Here is a 4,603-nt window from a genome sequence, read left to right as displayed (position 1 = left end):
GGAGATCCCCGTGCGCCCACACGTCGAGCCGGGCCGGCGGGTCGCCGAGCGCCTCGGTCAGCGCGGTGGCCAAGGCGCGGCCGATCCCCTGGCCGCGATGCCCGGGATGGACCACGACCTCGGCCTGACGGCTGTCGTGCGCGCCGCCGAGATGTGCGTAGCCGACGATCGGGCGGCGTGGGCCCGGCGCCTCGACACCGGCCGCGGCCACGGCGAGCAGGTGACGACCCGCCCCAACCTGCTGGTCGGGGCGCAGGGTCAGCCGGACGTCCTCCGACACCGGCCCGGTGCCGTCCGCCCGTTCGGCGGCGGCGAGCAGGCTCGCGATGTCGTCCACGTCCGCGCCGCTGAGGGTTGGCTGCCAGGTCAGGGAGGCGGTCACCGGATGACCGTATGGGCCCTCGGCCATGGCTGTCCCGCGATCTGTCGCTCCGACTCGACGATGCAGGGCGGGAGACGTGGACATCTCCCACCCGGCATCGTCAGGCCGGTCGCGCCGCCCTGCGATCGGCGCCGCCCGCCGGTGCTGGACCGGCTCGGTCTGGACCCGCTCGGTCTGGACCCGCTCGGGCTAGACCCGCTCGGGCGTGCGGGCGTCGTCGCGGTCGACGCGGGTGGTCGGCCCGGAGGCGTTCTCCGGCAGCGGTGCGATCGGCGGCGCCACGAACTTGTAGCCGACGTGCCGGACCGTGCCGATCATCGCCTCGTGCTCGGGGCCGAGCTTCGCCCGCAGCCGGCGGACGTGGACGTCCACGGTCCGGGTGCCGCCGTAGTAGTCGTAGCCCCACACCTCCTGGAGCAGCTGCGCCCGGGTGAAGACCCGGCCGGGGTGCTGCGCCAGGTACTTGAGCAGCTCGAACTCCTTGAAGGTGAGCTCGAGCGGGCGGCCCCGCAGCTTGGCCGAGTAGGTGGTCTCGTCGACCGACAGGTCGCCGGACCGGATGACACCGGCCTCGGCCGTGCCGCCGGCGGCAGCGACTCGACCGATGGCCAGTCGCAACCGGGCCTCGACCTCCGCGGGACCGGCGGAGTCGAGGACGACGTCGTCGACTCCCCAGTCCGCGGACACCGCGGCCAGCCCGCCCTCGGTCACCAGCGCCAGCAGCGGCGTCGTGAGGCCGGTCGTGCGCAGCAGCCTGCACAGGCCACGAGCAATGACGAGTTCCCGGCGTCCGTCCACCACGATCACGTCCACGGGCGGAGCGTCCAAGAGAGCACTCGCCTCCAGCGGGGCGACCCGTACCGTGTGGGTGAGTAGACCAAGGGACGGAAACGACTCGGCGGAGGGACCGGGGGCGTTGGTGAGCAAAAGGACGACGCTCAAGACGACTCCTCCAGGTGGTGTGTGGTGGGGCAGCGTCGACCCGGTGAGTAACTCGATGCCCGGCCCTGGGTGTCTCACGACCGTCATGGGCATGAAACGAAGGCCGGTATGTGGGGAGGATAGCGGAGTGTCCTACTCGGCTCCTACCGTCTACGGGCTACTGCCTACCGCTGATTCTGAGATTCTGGCCACGAACCATGATCAAAGAAGCGGGGTTGTGCACGGAGAGTCGCGGGACCTGGCGGTTGTGATCGCTCACGGCTTCTCCTGTTCGATGGCGCATCCGGCGTTACAAAATGTGGCAGCCGGGTTACGAAAATATGCCGGAGTGCTGGTCATGGACCTGCGGGGTCATGGTCGCTCCAGTGGATCATGCACGTTTGGTGATCGTGAGGTCTTCGACGTCGATGCCGGCGTCGGCGAGGCTCGCCGGCTCGGCTACCAGCGCGTTATCACCATGGGATGGTCCATGGGCGGGGCGGCGGTCCTCCGTCATGCCGGATTGGCCAAAAATCGTACGCTGAGTCACGACTTGCGCCTGCGCTATCCCCCGGATGCGGTCGTCAGCGTGAGCGCCACCAGTAGATGGTTCGTCCGTGACACCGCGCCGATGCGGCGGATCCACTGGCTCGCCGAGCATGCCACTGGCCGGATGGTGGCACGGGGTGCGTTACGAGTCCGTATCGACGCCCGCGCTTTCGTGCCAATTCCCGCCACACCGGTTGAGATCGTCGGCACCATTGCGCCGATGCCTTTGCTGATCGTTCACGGGCATCGTGACCGGTATTTCACCCTGGAGCATCCGCGCGCGCTCGCCGCGGCTGCCGGGGACACGGCCGAGATGTGGCTGGTGCCCGAGTTCGGCCACGCCGAGGCCGGGCTCTCCCGAGGCCTGCTCGACCGCATCGGCGCGCACCTGGCGAGCCTCGCGACAGCCGGCCCCGGCCGGCCGGAGGAGACGGCCGGCGGCGTGCACGGCGGCGGCGCGGTGGTGCGGACCCGATGACAGCGGCCCCCGACCCAAGGCCGCCCATGCCGGGTGCAACGGTCGTGCCAGACGTGCCGCCCGTGCCGGGTGCATCGGTCGTGCCGGGCGCGCGGGTCACCGTCCGTTACTGGGCCGCCGCTCGGGACGCGGCGGGGGTGCGCGAGGAGACGGTCGAGGCGGACACGCTGGCGGCGCTGTTCACGATCGTCGCGGCCCGCCACGGGGGAGACCTGCCCGCGCTGCTGCGACGCTGCTCCTACCTGGTGGACGACCAGCCGGTGGGTCGGCGCGACCCAGCCGGGGTCGTCCTGCGCGACGGGGCGGTCGTGGAGGCCCTGCCGCCGTTCGCCGGCGGTTGAGCTGGCTCTCGGCCGGTGCGGCGCCGGGTCGGTGGACGGGGCATGGCAGCATGTCGGCGTGAGCGCTGGCGATCCCGGGCTGTCCCGCGGCGTGCTGTCGGGACAGCCGGTCCTGCGGGCCGCCGCACCGCCCCGGCGGGCGCTGCTCGGTGCGCCCCTCGCCGCGCTGGTCGCGATGGGCCTGGCCGTCGGCGCGGCGGCGCTGGCCACGTGGGTGCTCGCGGTCGTGCTAGCCGTCGAGCAGGTCGCGTTCGCGTGGGCCTGGGGCCGTGCGCTGCGTGCCTCCGCAGGCACGATCCCGCTGGTCGCGGCGGGGGCGGTGCTCGCCGACGTCGTCCTGCTGGTCTCCGACCGGCACTCCTATGGTTCGGTGGCCGGCGTCGTCGGGGCCGCTGTCGCGGTCGTGGTGCTCTACCAGCTCGGTCTACGTCGAGCCCTGACGCTGCGCGCCCCCGCCGTTGCGCGCCCCCCCGCCGTTGCGCGCGTCGGCGCCGAGGCGGACCCGGCGGGCCGTTCGGACACCGTCGCGCCGCCGGTTCCCGCGGCTCGGGTGAGCGCCGAACTGGCCACCGCGCTGAGCGGGATCATCCTCGTGGCCCTGTTCGCGGGGTACCTCGCGCTGCGGGCGGGGCACGGCGCGCAGCATCCGGCCGATCTGCTGGTGATCGCCGGCCTGCTGGGTGCGGGCAGCGCCGTCGTGGCCGCTCGGCTGCTCGGCTGGGCCGGCCTGGGGGCAGTGCCGGCCGATCTGCTGGGTGTGGTGGTCGCGGTGGCGGCGGGTGCGATCCTCGGTGCGCTGGGCCCCGACGACCTGACGCTGAACGCCGCGCTCGCGACGGCCGCGTCAGGTGCCGCCGTCGCCGGGCTGGTCGATCTGGTGCTCGCCCGCGCCCATGAGGCCGGCTCGCCCGCGGCCCAGGCGGACGTGACGGCGGGTCAGTCGGCGGCGGATGTCCTGCTCGCCGCGATCCTGCCGCTGGCGTGCGCGGCCCCCCTGGTCTACCTGGTCGGACGGCACCTGCCCCGATGAGGGGCCGCGGTCTGCGCATCACGGCCGTGGTCGTGGTCGTCCTGCTGATCGTGCTCGTCGTCGTGGATCGGGTTGCCGCACGCGTCGTCGCCGGCCAGATCGCCACGCAGGCGCAGCGGGCCGAGCACCTGCCGTCGCGTCCCTCGGTGTCGCTCGGTGGTTTCCCGTTCCTCACCCAGGTCGTCGCCGGGAACTACCGGGACGTGCGGGTGGACGTGCGCGGTCGGGTCGAGCAGGACGTCCGCGTGGACCGGGTGCACGCGGATCTCGCGGGCGTGCGGGTTCCCCTCGCCGACGTCGTCCGCGGCGACGTGCGGCGGATCCCGGTGGACCGGCTCGCCGCCCGGGTGGAGATGACGTTCGCCGACGTCAACGCCTACCTGCGCGGCCAGGGCTCGGCCATCACCGTCAGCCCGGCCGGGCAGGCGATCCGGGTGGCGGGATCAGTGCAGGTCCTGGGGACCGCCTACCCCGTGTCCGGGACCGCGGACATCGGGGTCCAGCCCGCCGCGGTCACGTTCACTCCCCGCGAGCTGGCCGGATCGGTCGGCGCGATCCTGCCGCCCGCGCTGAGCCAGGCCGCCACCGAGCTGCTCACGGTGCACGTGCCGGTCGCCGGCCTGCCGTTCAACATCCGGCTGACCTCGGCGACGGTCGCGGGTGATCGCATCGCCTTCGCCGCCGACGGCCGCGGCGTCGTACTCGACGCCGACGCCGCTACCGCGGGCCGCTGACCCGCCGGATGGTGCCGGCCCGAGAAGGTGCGCCAGCTCGGGAAGAGCGGCTGCCGCGGGGATGCTGTAAGAGCTGTGACGGGACTCTGGGTACTGGTCGGGGCCGTCGTGGTGGCGGTGGCGCTGGGTACGGCGATGCGCGCGCGGGACGGGCGGTTCCGCCCGTCC

6 protein-coding genes are annotated in these 4,603 nt (G+C 73.3%); 4 read left to right on the top strand and 2 right to left on the bottom strand.

All coding sequences use genetic code 11. The features are described 5' to 3' along the window. Positions 1-382: GNAT family N-acetyltransferase (locus ND748_RS25810; protein ID WP_251748704.1), on the bottom strand; the 382-nt coding region annotated here is incomplete at its 3' end. A gap of 189 nt (positions 383-571) precedes the next feature. Then, on the bottom strand, positions 572-1,324 hold the full coding sequence (locus ND748_RS25805) for a response regulator transcription factor (protein ID WP_251748702.1): 753 nt from the start codon (positions 1,322-1,324) through the stop codon (positions 572-574). Positions 1,325-1,571: 247 nt separating this feature from the next. Between ND748_RS25805 and ND748_RS25800 the strand changes: the two genes are divergently transcribed. From ND748_RS25800 to ND748_RS25785, 4 genes are read left to right on the top strand one after another with little or no spacing between them, the layout of a single operon-like run. Next, on the top strand, positions 1,572-2,330 hold the full coding sequence (locus ND748_RS25800; protein WP_308205727.1) for an alpha/beta fold hydrolase: 759 nt from the start codon (positions 1,572-1,574) through the stop codon (positions 2,328-2,330). 53 nt (positions 2,331-2,383) lie between these two features. Next, the gene (locus ND748_RS25795; RefSeq protein ID WP_374216037.1) at positions 2,384-2,671 is read left to right on the top strand and encodes a MoaD/ThiS family protein; all 288 of its coding nucleotides are present in this window, start codon (positions 2,384-2,386) and stop codon (positions 2,669-2,671) included. Positions 2,672-2,729: 58 nt separating this feature from the next. Further along, complete coding sequence (locus tag ND748_RS25790; protein ID WP_251748697.1) at positions 2,730-3,701, top strand: hypothetical protein; 972 nt, start codon at positions 2,730-2,732, stop codon at positions 3,699-3,701. After that, on the top strand, positions 3,698-4,435 hold the full coding sequence (locus ND748_RS25785; protein ID WP_251748696.1) for a DUF2993 domain-containing protein: 738 nt from the start codon (positions 3,698-3,700) through the stop codon (positions 4,433-4,435). The genes ND748_RS25790 and ND748_RS25785 overlap by 4 nt, the downstream gene beginning before the upstream one ends. Positions 4,436-4,603: the final 168 nt, after the last annotated feature.

Origin of the sequence: Frankia sp. AiPs1, assembly GCF_023716945.1 — a bacterium.
In the GTDB taxonomy this organism is placed as follows: Bacteria; Actinomycetota; Actinomycetes; order Frankiales; family Frankiaceae; genus Frankia.
The sequence above is the reverse complement of the archived record's forward strand: the minus strand, read 5'-3'. Positions and strand labels throughout refer to the sequence as shown.

What these genes read in the sequence shown, in the direction of transcription:
- ND748_RS25785 (WP_251748696.1), top strand. Translation starts at nt 3,698, where the DNA reads ATGAGGGGCCGCGGTCTGCGCATCACGGCCGTGGTCGTGGTCGTCCTG.